This is a genomic window from Paenibacillus sp. FW101-FHT12H11 (genome assembly GCF_058790355.1).
The window spans coordinates 587,388-603,905 of sequence record NZ_JBYTCO010000005.1; the positions used below are offsets into that span (position 1 = coordinate 587,388).

The following is a 16,518-nucleotide window of genomic DNA, read 5'->3' on the forward strand; positions in this document are numbered from 1 at the left end:
TCATTCACTCAACGGAGTAAGCTTACATGACATGTAAATTTTAATTGATCAAATGCTTCGGATAAGGTAAAACTATTATAATAAACTTTTTTAACTATACTTGATTATGAAGGCGGATGAGATTGTGATAGTACAGGTCGATAACGAAACAATTGCAAGTGAATACGTACACGGCGTATACGAAACAGTGGTAAAACGTAATCCTCATGAAAAAGAGTTCCACCAAGCAGTGAAAGAGATCCTTGAATCCCTGATTCCTGTTCTCTCCAAACATCCGAAGTACATGAAACATGGTATCCTTGAACGAATCGTCGAGCCGGAGCGCTTGGTCACATTCCGCGTGCCATGGGTGGACGACCAAGGAGTTACACATGTGAACCGCGGTTTCCGTGTGCAATTTAACAGCGCGATTGGACCTTACAAAGGCGGTTTGCGTTTTCACCCTTCCGTTAATGCCAGCATCATCAAATTTCTAGGGTTTGAACAAACCTTCAAAAACTCCCTTACTGGACAGCCAATTGGCGGCGGTAAAGGCGGCTCCGATTTCGATCCTAAAGGCAAGTCCGATAATGAAATCATGCGATTTACGCAAAGTTTCATGACGGAGCTTTATAAATACATGGGGCAAGATACAGACGTACCTGCCGGCGATATTGGCGTTGGCGCGCGGGAAATCGGCTTCATGTTCGGTCAGTACAAAAGAATTCGCGGTGCTTACGAGGCTGGTGTTTTGACTGGCAAGGGGATTATCTATGGCGGTAGTCTGGCACGTACAGAGGCAACGGGGTATGGTTGCGTTTACTTTGTAAATGAAATGCTACAGTCCAAAGGCCTTAGCTTTAAAGACAGCACTGTCGTTGTTTCCGGTTCAGGCAACGTGGCGATCTATTCCATGCAAAAAGCGATGCAGCTAGGCGCTACAGTCGTTGCTTGCAGCGATTCCAATGGTTATATTTATGATAAAAATGGAATCGACCTAGACACCGTACGCCGCTTGAAAGAAGTGGATAGAAAGCGAATCAGCGATTATGTCAACGAGCACCCTACTGCTACTTACCATGAGGGTTGTGACGGCATTTGGACGATTCCATGCGACATTGCTCTACCGAGCGCGACGCAGAACGAAATCAACGAGGAATCGGCTAAAATCCTGGTAAGAAATGGCGTACAAGCGGTTGGCGAAGGCGCGAACATGCCATCCACTTTGGAAGCCATTGAGGTATTCCTGAAGGCAGGCGTGCTCTTCGGACCTGCTAAGGCAGCGAATGCCGGTGGTGTTGCCGTATCCGCGCTTGAAATGTCTCAGAACAGCATGCGCTACTCCTGGCAATTCCATGAGGTAGACGATAAGCTTCATGCCATTATGAAAAATATTTATAAAAGCGCTGTTCAAGCCGCAGAGGAATACGGCCACCCGGGCAATCTGGTTGTTGGCGCTAATATTGCAGGCTTTACAAAAGTCGCAGACGCGATGATTGCACAAGGTGTTGTCTAGGCTCTAGAAGATCAGGTTGCCACATAAGCTGGCAGCCTGTTTTTAGTTTTCACGGAATGTCTTTATGAAATTTTTCTGGTCCTTCGTAAACTGATACCCTCGTCGCTCATAGAAATGGTGAGCCTGTACACGCGTTGGATGCGATAACAGTTTGATCCCCGAATACCCGGCATCCTTGGCCCACTGTTCAAGGCTTTCAATCAACAGGCTGCCAATCCCTTGACCCCGGTACTCCACATTGACAACGAACCCCAGGATGTTGACTAGCGAGTCAGCAAACAGTAATTCATAGGGACTGCCATGAATATATCCAATCACCTCGTTCTGTTGTTCGTACACAAAGATGACATCTTTTGTTTTGGTTGTAAGGGTGACTAACTTCTCTTTTACTTTCTCTTCCGTAAAAACAGATAGATTCGGATTAAAATGTTGGTTCAACAAATAAATATTCTGATAATCAGAAATCCTGACTTCTCTGACATTCGTATCTCTCAACTTGGAAAACCTCCATTCTTTACATGTCGTGTCACATTTTCGCCAAATAAGGAACATCTCCATGTACTATTCGCTCTTCTTTTTCATTAACCTCCCCTTTTACAAATTTTTAAAATACTAGAATAGACCCCTAGCTGCGAGCTAAGGGCCTTCGTTTAACCGACTTCGTCGTCCGTGCGTTTCTCCCTACGAAATTCACGTGGCGGCATCCCCGTGAATTTCTTGAACATCCGATTGAAGGAATTAATGTTCTGATATCCTGAGCTGCTGGCGACATCCTGTATTCTCAGATCCGTTTCCAACAGCATTTGCTGCGCCACCCGGATTCTTACGCCATTAATATAATCAATGAAGTTTTCCCCCGTCTTCTCCTTGAAGTATGTGGACAAATAGCCTCCAGTAATATGTAGGTGCTCCGCTACAATATCCAGCGTAATATCTTGAGCAAAATGCTTGTTCACGTAGTCCACAACAAAATCAATGACAGGATCTTCATTTTTTTGATTACTTCGAATCTCCTCACAGGCTGCAACAAGCAGTTGACTGAAAAATTTGCGATAATGCCGACCGGAATAAAAGCTCTGACTCGTGCTCAATCCGGCGATAACGGGTTGTATGGCACGTTCGTCTAACCGCAGCACATGGAACGCTTTGCGCACCTTTTGTACAATATCAATTAAAAATTCGTGATATTGCAGCACCGTTTCACACTTGCGTTCCATAAGAGCAAGCTGGCGATCCAGCAGATGTAGCAACTCTTGCGTATTTCCTGCTGCCAGATTGCAGTCGAATTGCTGTTCTTGTGCAGACGTTAGCAAATGTACAGATTGACGACCAACATGCTGACGTACAATTTGCGTATCTTCGTTCAACTTTCGTTCTTGCAGCAGTTTAACCGTCTGCTCATAAGCCTCCGTGAAATCAAACGACTGTGGAAATGCCGGTGAGATCGCGATGGTCAGGAAATAGAAATCAGCGTCATGAGCCACGACGCTCAATAATTCTGTCATATAGGCATCCAGACGAGAATCGTCAATTTCATTAATAACCGATAGCATTTGCCGACTCTCGATTTGAATCGTTAATGAAGCGGGGAATACCTTGAGCAAGCTATGATTGATAAACGTATAAATGCTATAAGTTAAAGGGCCCGGCTCTTCTTTCATTTCCTCCCAGAACCTATCTTTGTACGTAATCTCGTACACGACGAAACGATATGCCTGTGTGGAAATCATATCAATGGCTCCTGGAGAGCCGCTATAGATTTTCTTCAGTTTATTCAAGTAACTGTACGACAAAAGCTGGATATTCTTTTGAGCCAGATCCGACTGAATCCTTGCATTCGTCTGCAGCATATCGTCCAGTTTCTGACCAATTAGTTTAAACTCACGAATATTGCTTTTAAATCGAACATCCTCTCCCCCTGCCGTCTGCAGCGAGGAAACCAACTGCTTAACAGGCCGGTTAAAGCGCACACTGAATAGAACGGATATGACGACACTCACGATCAAGGAAAGAATGAGTAGAACAAATAGTGTCAGATTAAGTTTGGAAATCTGCTTCGAAATGCTAGCACTAGGTATGATATTTATATACGTGTACCCGCTGTTCTGTCCGGTCTGATAAAAGTAATAGGTATTGTCACGCAGCAAATACGTTTTGTCTGCCGTCAGTTCTGGAAGTTCCTCGCGTTTAGCCAACCCTCCCGTTGAAAACAAAGGTAAACCTTGCTTGTCCAAGATAATGAAATTGGCATTCACAGAACGATGAAAAGCTTCGAATAGCTGATTCGCATCCATCATCGCAACGATGTAGAAGTCCTCATTTTGCCAGTGCTTAAGGACATAAGGGATAAACAATCCTTTGGTTGTCACATCACCGGCTTTATGAAAAGAATGCTCATAAAATTTGGACATGGGAAACATCTTGGCACTATACGTTTCGTTGAATTGCTTTTGCCAGAAAGAATCCGGGTAATCGGTGCTGGCATAGAACTTATCGAACAACGAAGCTCTGTCATTGGTCCCTATTCTGCTTAACGTTAATGAACCTTCCTTGAAAACAATAATGGCATTGTCTACATAGATCAAAGGATTACCAACAACCTTGATAATCTCCTGCTTGACCCTATCCAACAGCGCATAACGAGCATTCCCGCTGGCCTTCTGAAGACGATCCACGTCATCGTTAAAATAAAGAGCATACATTTGCTTCTGAACGAGTTGAAAATGTTCCTCATATCTCTCAGAGGTAAATCGGATGTTCTGAGCGTTATAACTAATGATTTCGTTTCTAATATTGTTCTGGAAAAATGTAAATGACAAATAATTAAAAGACATCAGCAGCACAATGACTGTGAGAAAGCCTAGCAGCAACCGAATGAGCAAGGAAGACGTTCTAGATTGGACTCGCGAAAGTAAACGTATCCTACTCCCCTCCATATCTGTTTTATGGTCTTTCCTATCTCAATGTATTTATCATCTACGATAAGTCTTACTTAAATAATACGGAAAAAAGCCTATTTTGCCTATTCACTTTTTCACGAAAACTTAACATATTTACGAATTTCATAGAAGAGGGGACAATTCGGAATTATTATGGATTACATTCTATACGAACGGTGCTATGCTAATTTCGAAATAACAAGAACACCAACATCTTCAAGCACTCATGATCGGGGGGGATACTCAAATGAATAAGTTAGACGCAGCTGGAGCAAATCCGGAGACTTCCTTACCGGGCGTTCCCGGTCGAACTGTTCTGATGTGGAGGAAGATCGCAAAAAGCAAGAGCTTGCTTCTCATGTTCTTACCTTGCTTGCTGTATTACATAATTTTCAAGTATTTGCCAATGTTCGGAATTGTCATTTCGTTCAAGGACTATAACCTGTACAAAGGGATATGGGCCAGTCAGTGGGTTGGACTTAAGTATTATAAGATGTTCTTTCATAGTCCGGATTTTTGGATCATTTTGCGTAATACATTTCTACTTGGCATCAATAAACTTATTTTCGGATTTCCTGCCCCTATTATCTTGGCCTTGCTTCTTAATGAGGTCAAGAACATGGTATTCAAACGTTTTGTTCAAACCGTCAGTTATTTACCGCACTTCATCTCTAATGTCGTAGTTGCAGGAATGGTCGTTTTGTTCTTATCCCCTTCTCAAGGTTTTGTTAACCACATGATTCAATCCTTTGGCTTCGAACCGATTCATTTTATGATTAAACCTGAGTTGTTCCGATTCATTTATGTCGGTTCAGAGGTTTGGCAGCATATTGGATGGGAGGCCATTATTTATTTAGCTGCGCTTTCTTCCATTGATCCTTCCCTCTATGAAGCTGCTGATATAGACGGTGCCAGCCGCTGGAGAAAGCTTTGGAACGTCACACTGCCGGGAATTTCCACGACCATCATCATATTGTTCATCCTAAATGTCGGTCGAGTGCTGGAAATAGGATTCGAAAAAGTGTTCCTGCTATATAACCCTGCCACCTATGCTACCGCCGATATTCTAAGCACCTATGTGTATCGTACAGGGCTCGTAAGCGGTAATTTCAGTTACGCCGCCGCTATAGATATGTTCACTGGGATTGTATGTTTTTTCTTCATCTATAGCACGAATGCACTAAGCCGGCGCCTATCACAAACAAGTCTGTGGTAACCCTTGAGGAGGATTCTTCCATATGACACGCTCCAAAATCACTTTATTTTCAGTCTTTAACATCGCCATCCTTCTAGGAGTTGTGCTGCTGACGCTGTATCCATTTATCTACATGGCCGCTGTTTCACTAAGCAGCAACATTCATGTGCTCAAAGGAGAAATCAGCTGGTACCCAAAAGGCTTCAATATTGACATGTATAAGGTCGTTTTAAAAGATCCGCGCATTGGCACCGCCTACTGGAATACGATTGTTTACGTCGTGTTGGGCACTACCCTTTCACTTGTTATCACATCGTTAGGGGCTTACGCTCTTTCCAAAAAAAATATGGTATTCGGGCGCGGATTTACAATGATCATTATATTCACCCTATTCTTCAGCGGTGGGATGATCCCTACTTTTCTAGTTGTAAAAGAACTCGGCGTTATCGACACAGTCTGGGGCATGGTACTTCCTGGCGCTGTAAGCACATGGAATTTGCTCATCATGCGCACCTTCTTCTCCAATATCCCGGCAGAACTGGAGGAATCGGGACAAATGGACGGACTGAGCGATTTCGGCGTTTTCTTCCGAATCGTTGTCCCTTTGTCTCAAGCGGTATTCGCCACTATCGGTTTGTTTTACGCGGTAGGATTATGGAACAATTTTTTGCTGCCGCTGCTATATTTACGAGATCAAGAGCTTTTCCCCTTGCAGGTCATTCTGCGCAACATCGTTCTTGCCGGCCAGTCGAACCAAGCGGATATTGCCGCAGTTGGCGATGCCAATGTTGTGCTGGAGGAACCGCTGAAGTTCGCAACGATCATGGTTTCCACAGTTCCCATCCTTCTCGCCTACCCTTTCCTGCAGAAGTATTTTGTCAAAGGTGTTATGATCGGGGCGGTCAAGTCTTAGGTGTAAAGAGCAATAACCCAAGAATGTTTAGTGAGAAATTAGAAAAATGAAAAGGAGAGGTTCACGCATGAAGAAATGGACTACGACACTTGGATCACTATTAATCAGTGCCTCGATGTTGGTTGGCTGCTCAGGAACTACATCTACCCCAACAACGACGGACGCTGGCAGTTCAACAAATCCTGCTGTCAAGACGGAAAAACCCAAAAATACGTTTACCATGTTACTAGAGGTTCACCCGAATTGGCCGTATAACAAAGACTGGGTTGTCTGGAAGTGGATTGAGGAGAAAACCGGTGCCACTTTCAATGTTCAGCTTCCGTCCGGTGAACTGAAGGATACCATTAATCTGAATGTAGCCTCTGGTAACATGCCTGACATCACCTTTTTCAACCCTCGCGCAGACGCTGATAAATTTGGGCAGCAAGGGGTTCTCGCCAACATTCTGGATTATAAAGATGTTATGCCGAATTTAACCGCTTGGCTGAAGAAATATCCGGACATCGCGAAAGCTGCTTTGGCCGCTGACGGTAAAATGTACATGCTTCCCAATGAAGGATTCGGTGAAACGAATCGTGTCATCTGGATGTATCGGGAAGATATTTTCAAGAAAAACGGTCTTAAACCTCCTGCCAATTATGAGGAACTGATTACTGTAGGCAAGAAGCTGAAGGAACTATACCCTAATAGCTATCCATTCTCCTTCCGAAGCGGAGCTAATCTTGGAATCCTTAACTTTGCCACCGCACAATTCGGTACAATGAATGGTTTGTTCCAGGATGAGAAAACCGGCAAGGTGCGCTACGGTCCTATCGAGAACGAATACAAGAAAATGATTGAGTTCTTCCAACGTATGCAAAAAGAAGGGCTTATTCCGCCGGACTGGCTGACTTTCAACGTGCAACAATGGCAAAATGCCGTATCGAATGACCAAACGTTCATGATACTCGATTATATCGGTCGTCTGGATCTGTTCAACATCCCTATGAAAAAGACGAATCCTAGCTTCAATCTTGCATTCATGCCTCCTCCTGAGGGCGTTCCAGGATTTAGTGTAAACCCTTATACCCACATTCTGGAAACAGGCATGACCTTCTCTTCCAAATCCAAGAAAGTCAAGGAAGCGCTCCAAGCCTTCGATTGGTTTTATAGTGAGGAAGGGAAAGAACTGCTTAGCTGGGGCAAAGGCGACGAAGTGTACATCACGGAGAACGGGCAAAAGAAATTGCGCCCTGAATATCTGGATATAACCGATGTTCGCAAAAAGACGGGACTCGCGACGAACGGAACCTACACTTGGTTTAATTATGACGCTCATCTGATTCCTGCTACGCAAGAGCAGCGTAATGCCTATGATTTGGCACGCAAACATGACAGTGTCTACCATGTGAGACCACAGTACATTGAAAGCGAGCTTTCCAATGTTTCCTTGCTGCAAGCAGCCGTAGACAAGCACCGCAACGAGCAAATTACCAAGTTCATACTAGGTCAACGCAGCATGGATGAGTGGGATCAATATGTTGCCGAAGCTAAAAAGATTGGTGTAGACGAACTGATGAAAATCACTCAAACCGCTTACGACCGACTCAAATAATCTGTTATTAAAACCGGGAAACAAAGAACGCCTTACCGGGAGCTGCCGCTTCCCAGTATGGCGTTCTGTTTAATCAGAGATAAGGAGAATGACAAATGAATTCACCCTTAAGTTTGACGCAAGAATTCACATCCGACGGGGCATGGTGCTTTTTCGCCGACCCTCGCGCGCTCTACTATCAGGGGCAGCACCATAGAACGTATGTCGGCTGGTTGAATAGCATCGGAGATGTATGGATTGGCTATTACGATCACCTGCTGGGTGCTTATGAGACTTTCTTGATCCGTTCTGCTCTTCAGCAGGATGACCACGCCAACCCATCCCTGTACATTGACGATTCGGGACATATCACGATCTTTTATTCCGCTCATAATGGATCCAAGATGTACTATCGGACAACACGGAAGCCGGAAGATCTCTCCTCCTTCGGAGCTGAGATGCAGCTTCCTGCGAATACGGATGGGCATTTCGGCTACACCTACCCTACTCCAATCTATCTATCGGCGGAAAAAAGGCTCTATTTGTTCTGGCGTGGAGGCAATTTCAAGCCTAATTTTAGCGTGTCCACTGATTTGGTACACAGTGAATGGTCCCCTGCGCGCACGCTGATCATGGATAGCGGTCAACGACCATATATCCGGTATGCGTCCAATGGAAAAGACACGATACATTTCTCTTGTACCGATGGGCATCCAAACATTGAACCTTCTAACAGTATTTATTATGCCCGTTATCGAGAAGGAGCTATTTATCGCGCAGACGGCTCGTTAATCAAACAAACGGCAGAATTACCGCTTGAACTAACCGAAATAGACATGGTCTTCGACGGCATAAGTGCACAACGCAATGCTTGGATTTGGGATATAGCCGAAGATGAGCAAGGATATCCAGTCATCGTCTATGCCGTATTTGAATCCTTGGAGGATCATCGTTACTACTACAGCCGCTGGAATGGCGCACAATGGGTGACGAATGAGATCACATCGGCTGGCCGCTGGTTCCCTCAAACCCCTGAAGGAGCTCATGAGACCGAGCCTTATTATTCAGGCGGAATTATTTTGGATCACTCCGATCCATCCATCGTGTATGTATCCCGGGAAGTACAGGGGACGTTTGAGATCGAACGGTGGTCATCTTCGGATCTTGGAGTCACGTGGTCATCTGCACCTATTACGGCAAATTCTTCCTCCCACCAGGTACGGCCATTCCTGACTCGTGGCAGCCAGGATGGCCAAGCCCTCCTCTTCTGGATGAGTGGAGAATACATACACTATACGAATTACAAGACTTCTATACAGTTCGACATTCAGAAAAAATGAAATATTTAAAAAAGAGTTAAGCACGCTGTAAGTGCTTAACTCTTTTTCTTTGGCTATTTGTTTATAAGCCATTCCTTCAAATGCTTTGTAACAAACTCATCATCGTTTAAATGCGGATAATCCGCATACATCCGGTCAATCTCCTCATCTTGGCCTGGAGACAATACCTCATTAGGGTTCAAGCACCATGTCCCTTTTAGCAATCCTTGACGGCGCAGAACTTCATGAATGCCCGGTATGCAGCCTTCAAAATGGTTCGCCGGGTCAAAAAACGCCGCATTCGTCTCCGTTACCTCGATATTGCGAGTTAACCACGCCTTGTCAATCTGACCGGCATTTCTCGCTTGCTTGATTTCCTCCAGCAGCTCAACTGCCTTTCGCGTCCAAACCGCCCAATGTCCCAGAAGCCCACCGACAATGCTTTTTTCCACAGGAGTACCATCGACTTGAAAACGGTAGGTTGTCAACAAATCGTTAACAATGTTATCATCATTGCCCGTATACAGAGCAATCTCATCACGACGGCTTGAATAACAGACGGCCCGAGCAACATCAATCGTTTGGTAACGATTAAACGGCGCCATTTTGATTGCGACAATCCCCGGAATTTCAGCAAACTGCCGCCAAAAATCAAAGCTGAATGTACGCCCGCCTACCGACGGCTGCAGATAAAAGCCGATGACCGGCATTTGACCGGCCACCGCTCTCGTTCGCTCCAGAATATCCGCTTCCGTCCAATCCTGCAGACCGCCCATGCTAAGAAGCCCTGCATCATACCCTAGCTTAAGCGCCAACTCCGATTCTGCCAGCGCCTGCTTCGTAGGACCGCAAATCCCTGCTACTTTAATAAAAGGACGCTCTAAACCCGCTCTGTCTACCTCCTCTGAAGCCATTCGGAGCACCGGCTCCAGTAAGTTGACGTCTTTATTTCGAATTTCAAATTGGGTTGAATGTACGCCAACTGCAATCCCTCCTGCGCCCGCCGCTATATAATAACGCGTTAACGCGCGCTGATGCTGTTCATCCAGCTGACGGTTTTCATCCAATGCCAGAGGATGAGCAGGAATCACAAGCCCTTCATGCAGCGCTTGCAGCTTGATCTTAGACAAGCTTCCGCTTAAATTGGAAGGCATTAGAATTTCCCCTCTCTTTCTTGGAAATGGGTGTCCTTATTCCAGGTTGCGCCGTCGTTTGCCACCCATTCGGCAGTCCAATCCAACATTTCGAGAAGTGTCACCCGCGGATACCCGAATCGTTGAAAAGCTTTAGAGGCATTATTTAACAAAGCATCCTCCGCTTCCTGCCCAACAATGACAGGTTGAGTACCCAGCCGCTTACCAAATTCCTGAGCGATCCAGCGCATGGACATCGTTTCCGGACCTGTTATATTTACAACATTCGGAGGACTTGAACAAATGTTCAAACTCCTCAGAGCCATTTCGTTGGCGTCTCCCTGCCAAATGCAATTCGCATGCCCCATGGTCACATCGATTGGCTTACCTGTTTTTACGGCTTTGGCAACCTCCAGCAGTACACCATATCGAAGATCAATCGCATAATTCAGCCGATAGATGACCATTGGAATCTCATATTTCCGAGAAAAATACTCAAATATACGTTCACGACCAAGCGTTGATTGGCCATATTCTCCAAGCGGAGAGGGAGTTTGTGATTCTGTTGCACCACCTTGGAACACAGGGGTAAACGGATAAATATTCCCGGATGAAAAGACCACGATGCGGGAATTTTTAAACTTTTCCGCTACACGTCCCGGCAAGTACGCATTCATTGCCCATGTGAAGTGCTCGCGTCCCGTTGTCCCGAACTTATTGCCGGCCATGTAGATGATATTTTTCACATCAGGAAGTTTCTGCAGCTGCTCATCATCCAGCAGATCGCACGCAATCGTATGGATACCCTCCTGTTCCAGCTGCTCTTTCAAGCCAGGCTCCGAAAACCGGGAAACACCCCAAATTGTTTTTTCAACACCTGCTTTCTTCAACGCATTCCTAGCAAGTCTTGCTAAGCTTGGCCCCATCTTCCCGCCAATACCTAGCAGCATGATATCCCCCTCCACCGCAGCGAGATCCTGAATTAAGGATTCTGACGGCTCTGCAAGTTTGGCTTCCAATTCTTCGATTGATCGAATCATGCCTGACCTCCTCGGGTTGCTGTTTGAGGTACTTGTATCATTCCATATGAATCCCGATCCACATACAAGGTGCAATCCGGATGCGTGCGCAGGATGGATGCCGGGCAGGAGGTACTTATCGGTCCGCGAAGTGTTTGTTCAACAGCAGCACGTTTGGTTAATCCTGGAACGATGCAGAATAAGTGCGCGCCAGCCATCATCGTCGGTATGGTCAAAGTTAATGCATGGGTAGGCACGGCATCAAAGTCCGGGAAACAGCCATCATTGACCTGCTGTTGGCGGCAAGGAGTATCGAGTTCTACCGGCTTAATGATGAAGCTGTCTTCAAAATCGGCAACCGGAGGATCATTAAAAGCAATATGACCGTTTTCCCCGATACCCAAGCATATGATATCAATGGGCGCAGCCGCAATCAGATCGCTATAACGCTGACATTCCTGCTCAATTGTCGTAGAGCTCTGAATCAAATGAAGCTCCCCGGGCTTAACCAACTCGAATAGTCTGTCTCTTAAAAATTTTCCGAATTTTTGAGGTGCACCCTCGGGAAGTCCGATGTATTCATCCATATGGAATGCGGTGATCCGTGACCAATCTATACCTTGCTGATTCACGAGTTCCGCCAAAAATTCATTTTGAGAAGGGGCCGCCGCAAAAATCATCCTTACTTTGTCTTTTCGAGACAGCAGCTCTTTGATCTTCGTTGCTGCTTCTACGGCAGCTGCTGCTCCCATGATCTGACGATTCTCAAAAACTTTCACTTTAAGGTGCTCTGCCCTCTCTTCTTTCAGCGTCGGATTGCTAAACAGCTTTCTCAATCCCTCTAAGGATTGCTTGGTGCCCTCCATTTTGCTGCCGCCAGGAGGAATGAAATGAGTCTCTATGACATATAGCCCCGTGTATCCCTCTTTCTCCAAATCTTGAATTTGTTGCACGTAAGGAACTCTACCCGAACCGATCGGCACGCAGGATGGCTTACCGCCGCTTTCAATCAAGGCATCCTTCAGATGCACGTGGGCTAACAGGTCCTTCACTTCGTTATAAACTTCGGGATACGACCAATGCTCTCCTAAAGCTTCATTGCCGGGATCCCATAATGCTTTTAAGCTTGGAGAATTGACTAACCGAATTAGCTTAGCTACTTCGAATGCATAACCTCCGTTGCAGGAGCCTTCGTTCTCTAACAACAAAGTGATGTTGTGTCTTGCAGCAATTTCAGCTGCTTTTTTCAAATGGCCTGCGACTTCATCTACGAACTGATCAGGCTCTTTCTCTCTCCAAAAGGAGAATATCCGAATAAAGCTCGTGCCAAGCTTCTCTGCAATCTCAATTGTCCGAACTAGCTTTTCAAAATGAGCTTCAACGCTCTCCTCCTCCTGCCCGAACCTGTCGCCGGCTTCAACAGGACGAGATGGATCAAGTGCGCATTTAAATAAAGGTGAAGCCAATGCAGAGATGTGCAGGCTTCGCTTCTCAACCTCTTTACGAACCTGCTCTACCTGCTCATCCGTCAGGTTGGCAACATTTATTCCGTCCACCATGCGAATTTCCACGTATTTTAAGCCTTCAGCTTGTATCCAATCCAGAGCTTCCAAGAAATCATGGCTTACTTCATCGCTAATGACGCCAAGACGGTCCCAAATCATAAAATTTACACTCCTTCAATGATGCAGATTGTATGTTTAGTAAGAGATATGCTAGAGCTTAACCGTTTTTCCAGTAGCTCGGCTCTCGTTCGCAGCTTCCAGGAAGCGAATGATTTCGACCGTTTCTTGAGCATCGATAGACGGCGTTCCTGATTGGAACATGGCAACCGCCGCCTCGACTAGACCGGCATATTTCGGTTTCGGATGCTTCTCGCCATCTACGAATTCCGTTTTGTTCACGCGGTGGATGACAGCCCCGAACGTCTTATTTCCCTGCCGGTTGCCGCGAATTGTCCCGATTCGGCCATCCTCCCAAACACCGACGGCCAGTTCATGGAACTCGCTCGTGCTTGCGGTCACCTGAACACACCCTTTGCCCATTATGCGATACAACATTTCGGCAGCGTGAATCCCGTACCAGAACAGGCCGGGCTGTGTTGGCTGGAGTTCTGCAGGTCCGTAACAATCAGCGCCAATAATATCAGCTGTATTCTCTGAAAGAGCATCAACCAGCCCTTGTTCATAACGCAGCGAGGATGCACTCATCAGCGGTATGTTATACTCCGCTGCTAACCGTACGATTTCCTTGGCATCAGAGGTCGAAACGGCAAACGGTTTATCGATGAAGACGGGCCTCCTAAAGGGAGCAATTTTCCGAAACTGTTCCAAATGAACGCGTCCGTCCACAGAAGTTAGTAAGATTGCATCAGAACGTTCCGCTACTGCCTCCGGAGAATCAAGCAGCTGCACACCGTACTCGTCGCGAATCGAACTGGTGAACCGCTCCAGCCTCGAATAGCTCATTTCGAAATCAGGCGATCCGCCGGGATAAGCATAAGTGACTTTTCCCCCGGGAACGTGAAACTCATGATCTTGCTCGTTTAGCAGCTTAGTGAAAGCCGTGCAATGGGAGGTGTCAAGTCCGATCATCCCGATGATCAACGATTTTGGGGTAGTCATAACAATCAGCCCTTTCTATGCTTTTCAGCTATTTTTATGCGCGTGATACGAGATTTCCCTCTTTATATGTGCTCATAATATGTAACAAACCATCGTCCTTAAACGCAAACAACACGAGATCCGCCGGAGCATGCTGTTGAAGTCCTTTAGCTGTCTGCAGGTGCATTAACTCCGATGGCCGGATTGAGCCCATATCCCAAGCATCAGCCAAGCTGCATAAGCCTTTTTTCACCAAATGCTGAATGCCCCACACCAGCATTTGGGCGGAGCCTGCCAGCACCTTGGCATTTTCAGCCAAATGCAGCTTGCCATCCGGAGCCAGCACGACCTCGCCGCCAATATGCGTTGTGTAACGTCCTGGTTCAAGTCCGCTTAAATAGACAGCGTCACTGACGATAATCGCTTTGTCGCCTTTTACCCTCATGAATACTTTCAGCACCGACTCAGGTAAATGGAAACCATCGGCAATCATACATGCCCAGAGCTCGTCTGCTGCCAACTGCTCCCAAATATAATTCGGATGCCTTGGCAGCATCTGATGGGCTGCGTTCCCGAGATGCGTGGACACCTTTGCCCCGGCGGCTACCGCTGAACGAATTTGTTCAGGCGAAGCGTTGGTATGCCCAATTGACACTGTAACTCCACTTTCGGTACAGCGCCTGATAAACTCGTCGGATTCCGGCCATTCCGGTGACATCGTCACGAAGGTAATACGACCTCCCGCAGCTTCCTGCCACTGCTGGAACAACTCCCAATTCGGAGCTGTAACATACGGTTTCCCATGCGCTCCACGCGGTCCATCTTCGGGCGAGATAAACGGACCCTCCAGATGTATGCCGCGAATGCAGCTATCGGATAAGGGATCCGTGCGACAGGCTTCGGAAATGGAACGTAATATCTGACTAATCTTGTCAGCACTGTTCGTAATTACTGTTGGATAGTAGGTGGTGACACCCTTGTTCCAAAGATCACGCGTCAGCTCCATGACTGTTTCCTTCGCTAACGGAGCTTGATTGAAATCTCTACCTGCGTAGCCGTTGATTTGCAAATCAACCAGACCGGGTCCAATCCACGGCAGCTGGTCCTGAAGCTCAGTTTCCAACAAGCAAATATTCTCAATATGTCCATTAGCGATAGTTACTTCTATCGGCAATCCTGTACGGTAATGTCTCCCTTTAACAACGGTCTTACCCTCACGTTTTGTCTCTTCCGGCAAACCTATCCCCCCTACGTTTTCCTACGTCATGTCATCTGCAGAGGACTATTTCAACATAATTTCTTTCCCGCTCCGTGACGATTCATAGATAGCAAGAATTAAATCCACAGCTTTCCTGCCTTCTTCTCCTGATACCAAGGGATCCCTGTTTTCACGAATAGCTTGGATTAAATCATCAACGAATATAAAATGCCCGTCATTGGCGATATGGGAAGGATCATTTTTGGCGCTAACTCTTGGCTCCACCTTAGGCGCTTCTTCTTCACTATCAGCAATTTTCCACTGCTTGAACCCCGTATCGTCAAAAATGATCGTGCCTTTCTCCCCGTGAAGTTCGAAGCGCGTCTCCTGCCCCGGATACACAGAGGTAGTTCCTTGTATCACGCCGAATGCTCCGTTCTTGTATTTCACAACGGCAACTGCCGTATCTTCCACTTCAATCTCGCGAACCAGCGCGGACGAATAGGCAAAGACAGATTGAACATCGCCCATCAGCCATTGAATCAAGTCGATGCCATGCACACCTTGGTTCATCAGGGCACCGCCGCCATCGATGGACCAAGTGCCGCGCCAGCCGGCGCTTTTGTAATACTGTGGGCTGCGATAGCTTTTCTGGTAAGCATCGCCAAGCACCAGTTTACCCAGCTTGCCAGCCTCTATGGCTTTTTTCGCAACAATAGACGCCTCAGTCACACGGCGTTGAAATACGCAGCCGAGCTTCACATTTGCTTTACGGCAAGCATCGATCATAAGCGTCATGTTTTCCGAAGTGATATCAAGCGGCTTTTCACACAACACATGTTTGCCTGCCTGTGCTGCCGCAATGACGACTTCCGCATGATAGCCGCTTGGTACCGCTACCGTAACAGCATCAATATCATCACGCTTCAGCAACTGCTGGTAGTCCTGATACACATGCGGAATTGAAAAATCCGCTGCTAATTTTTCAGCCTTTTCAACCTCAACATCGGCGATGCCAACCAACTCTGCTTGCGAGTTACCCTGAATGGCCTTCGCATGAGAGGGAGCAATCACTCCGGCTCCTATGACAGCAAATCTCATTTTTTCACTCATCTCATCACTCCTCTTATA

13 protein-coding genes are annotated in these 16,518 nt (G+C 46.4%); 5 read left to right on the forward strand and 8 right to left on the reverse strand.

Annotated elements, in window-relative coordinates:
- Nucleotides 1–124 precede the first annotated feature (124 nt).
- Entirely contained in the window at nt 125–1,495 is a 1,371-nt protein-coding gene (gdhA, locus tag AC3WTJ_RS19485; protein ID WP_246069088.1) for an NADP-specific glutamate dehydrogenase, read from the forward strand.
- Nucleotides 1,496–1,537: 42 nt separating this feature from the next.
- Here gdhA and AC3WTJ_RS19490 read toward each other — a convergent pair whose 3' ends face one another.
- On the reverse strand, nt 1,538–1,990 hold the full coding sequence (locus AC3WTJ_RS19490; RefSeq protein WP_492523223.1) for a GNAT family N-acetyltransferase: 453 nt from the start codon (nt 1,988–1,990) through the stop codon (nt 1,538–1,540).
- A 155-nt stretch (nt 1,991–2,145) separates the two neighbouring features.
- On the reverse strand, nt 2,146–4,377 hold the full coding sequence (locus AC3WTJ_RS19495; protein ID WP_492523224.1) for a helix-turn-helix domain-containing protein: 2,232 nt from the start codon (nt 4,375–4,377) through the stop codon (nt 2,146–2,148).
- A 376-nt stretch (nt 4,378–4,753) separates the two neighbouring features.
- Here AC3WTJ_RS19495 and AC3WTJ_RS19500 point away from each other — a divergent pair, with 376 nt between their 5' ends.
- The 4 genes from AC3WTJ_RS19500 (at nt 4,754) to AC3WTJ_RS19515 (ending at nt 9,455) form a co-directional block, all read left to right on the forward strand.
- The gene (locus AC3WTJ_RS19500; protein WP_492523289.1) at nt 4,754–5,650 is read left to right on the forward strand and encodes an ABC transporter permease; all 897 of its coding nucleotides are present in this window, start codon (nt 4,754–4,756) and stop codon (nt 5,648–5,650) included.
- A 22-nt stretch (nt 5,651–5,672) separates the two neighbouring features.
- The gene (locus AC3WTJ_RS19505; RefSeq protein WP_492523225.1) at nt 5,673–6,542 is read left to right on the forward strand and encodes a carbohydrate ABC transporter permease; all 870 of its coding nucleotides are present in this window, start codon (nt 5,673–5,675) and stop codon (nt 6,540–6,542) included.
- 67 nt (nt 6,543–6,609) lie between these two features.
- Nucleotides 6,610–8,136 (forward strand): extracellular solute-binding protein, encoded by a 1,527-nt coding sequence (locus tag AC3WTJ_RS19510; protein WP_492523226.1) that lies wholly within the window; start codon nt 6,610–6,612, stop codon nt 8,134–8,136.
- 95 nt (nt 8,137–8,231) lie between these two features.
- The gene (locus tag AC3WTJ_RS19515) at nt 8,232–9,455 is read left to right on the forward strand and encodes a BNR-4 repeat-containing protein (RefSeq protein ID WP_492523227.1); all 1,224 of its coding nucleotides are present in this window, start codon (nt 8,232–8,234) and stop codon (nt 9,453–9,455) included.
- A gap of 53 nt (nt 9,456–9,508) precedes the next feature.
- Here AC3WTJ_RS19515 and AC3WTJ_RS19520 read toward each other — a convergent pair whose 3' ends face one another.
- From AC3WTJ_RS19520 to AC3WTJ_RS19545, 6 genes are read right to left on the reverse strand one after another with little or no spacing between them, the layout of a single operon-like run.
- On the reverse strand, nt 9,509–10,588 hold the full coding sequence (locus tag AC3WTJ_RS19520) for a dihydrodipicolinate synthase family protein (RefSeq protein WP_492523228.1): 1,080 nt from the start codon (nt 10,586–10,588) through the stop codon (nt 9,509–9,511).
- Entirely contained in the window at nt 10,588–11,604 is a 1,017-nt protein-coding gene (locus tag AC3WTJ_RS19525) for an NAD-dependent epimerase/dehydratase family protein (protein ID WP_492523290.1), read from the reverse strand. Before AC3WTJ_RS19525 ends, AC3WTJ_RS19520 begins: the two co-directional genes overlap by 1 nt.
- Entirely contained in the window at nt 11,604–13,250 is a 1,647-nt protein-coding gene (locus AC3WTJ_RS19530; RefSeq protein WP_492523229.1) for a TIM barrel protein, read from the reverse strand. Before AC3WTJ_RS19530 ends, AC3WTJ_RS19525 begins: the two co-directional genes overlap by 1 nt.
- A 51-nt stretch (nt 13,251–13,301) precedes the next feature.
- The gene (locus AC3WTJ_RS19535; protein ID WP_492523230.1) at nt 13,302–14,210 is read right to left on the reverse strand and encodes a Gfo/Idh/MocA family protein; all 909 of its coding nucleotides are present in this window, start codon (nt 14,208–14,210) and stop codon (nt 13,302–13,304) included.
- A gap of 34 nt (nt 14,211–14,244) precedes the next feature.
- Entirely contained in the window at nt 14,245–15,426 is a 1,182-nt protein-coding gene (locus tag AC3WTJ_RS19540; protein ID WP_492523231.1) for an N-acetylglucosamine-6-phosphate deacetylase, read from the reverse strand.
- A 45-nt stretch (nt 15,427–15,471) separates the two neighbouring features.
- Nucleotides 15,472–16,500 (reverse strand): Gfo/Idh/MocA family protein, encoded by a 1,029-nt coding sequence (locus AC3WTJ_RS19545; RefSeq protein ID WP_492523232.1) that lies wholly within the window; start codon nt 16,498–16,500, stop codon nt 15,472–15,474.
- Nucleotides 16,501–16,518 lie beyond the last annotated feature (18 nt).

Bases quoted from the DNA above. Each gene is read 5' to 3' on its own strand.
- AC3WTJ_RS19520 (WP_492523228.1), bottom strand. From the start codon at position 10,588: ATGCCTTCCAATTTAAGCGGAAGCTTGTCTAAGATCAAGCTGCAAGCG.
- AC3WTJ_RS19500 (WP_492523289.1), top strand. From the start codon at position 4,754: ATGTGGAGGAAGATCGCAAAAAGCAAGAGCTTGCTTCTCATGTTCTTA.
- AC3WTJ_RS19545 (WP_492523232.1), bottom strand. From the start codon at position 16,500: ATGAGTGAAAAAATGAGATTTGCTGTCATAGGAGCCGGAGTGATTGCT.
- AC3WTJ_RS19505 (WP_492523225.1), top strand. From the start codon at position 5,673: ATGACACGCTCCAAAATCACTTTATTTTCAGTCTTTAACATCGCCATC.
- AC3WTJ_RS19530 (WP_492523229.1), bottom strand. From the start codon at position 13,250: ATGATTTGGGACCGTCTTGGCGTCATTAGCGATGAAGTAAGCCATGAT.
- AC3WTJ_RS19515 (WP_492523227.1), top strand. From the start codon at position 8,232: ATGAATTCACCCTTAAGTTTGACGCAAGAATTCACATCCGACGGGGCA.
- AC3WTJ_RS19535 (WP_492523230.1), bottom strand. From the start codon at position 14,210: ATGACTACCCCAAAATCGTTGATCATCGGGATGATCGGACTTGACACC.
- AC3WTJ_RS19510 (WP_492523226.1), top strand. From the start codon at position 6,610: ATGAAGAAATGGACTACGACACTTGGATCACTATTAATCAGTGCCTCG.